We start from the raw sequence: 1,069 nt of genomic DNA, 5'->3' as shown, positions 1-1,069 counted from the left end.
GCATCGAGGCGGGCGATCTTGAAACCCTGCAACGCAATATCGTCCTGTCGCACGCCGCGGGCGTGGGCGAGCCCTCGCCCGTTCCGGTCATCCGGCTGATGCTGGCCCTGAAGCTGGCCAGCCTGGCGCAAGGCGCCTCGGGCGTTCGGCCCGCGACCGTCGCGCTGCTGGAAGCCATGCTGATGAAAGGCCTGACGCCGGTCGTTCCGGCCCAGGGATCTGTCGGCGCCTCGGGCGACCTCGCCCCGCTCGCCCACATGGCCGCGACCATGATCGGGGTCGGCGACATCTTCGTCGGCGAGGCCCGCCTGCCGGCCGCCCAGGCCCTGGCCGAGGCCGGGCTGTCGTCGGTGACGCTGGGTCCCAAGGAGGGCCTCGCCCTACTGAACGGCACCCAGTTCTCGACCGCCAACGCCCTGGCCGGCCTGTTTGAGGCCGAGGTGCTGTTCCGCACGGCCCTGGTCACCGGCGCGCTGTCGACCGAAGCGGCCAAGGGCTCCGACACCCCGTTCGATCCGCGCATCCATGCCCTGCGCCGCCATGCCGGCCAGATCGAGACCGCCGACGCCCTGCGCGGACTGATGGCCGGTTCGGCGATCCGCGCCTCTCACCTCAAAGACGACGAGCGGATCCAGGACCCCTACTGCCTGCGCTGCCAGCCACAGGTGATGGGCGCGGCGCTCGACGTGCTGCGCCAAGCGGCGACGACGCTGGGAACCGAGGCCAACGGCGTCACCGACAATCCGCTGATCTTCCCCGAGACCGACGAGGCCCTGTCCGGCGGCAACTTCCACGCCGAGCCGGTGGCCTTCGCCGCCGACATGATCGCCCTGACGGTCTGCGAGATCGGCTCGTTGGCCGAGCGGCGGATCGCCATGCTGGTTGACCCCGCGCTCTCAGGGCTGCCGGCGTTCCTGACGCCCAAGCCTGGCCTCAACTCGGGCTTCATGATCCCGCAGGTCACGGCCGCCGCCATTGGGTCCGAAAACAAGCCGCGCGCCTATCCGGCCAGCGTCGAATCGATCCCGTCCTCGGCAAACCAGGAAGACCTCGTCTCGATGGCGGCCCA

The 1,069-nt window shown here is 70.4% G+C and carries 1 protein-coding gene; it reads left to right on the top strand.

The window, feature by feature from the left end; genetic code table 11:
• Nucleotides 1–1,069: histidine ammonia-lyase (locus Q7T84_RS07330; protein WP_304807241.1), on the top strand; the 1,069-nt coding region annotated here is incomplete at both ends.

Origin of the sequence: Phenylobacterium sp. (assembly GCF_030654915.1) — a bacterium.
GTDB lineage: Bacteria > Pseudomonadota > Alphaproteobacteria > Caulobacterales > Caulobacteraceae > Phenylobacterium.
The sequence above is the reverse complement of the archived record's forward strand: the minus strand, read 5'-3'. Positions and strand labels throughout refer to the sequence as shown.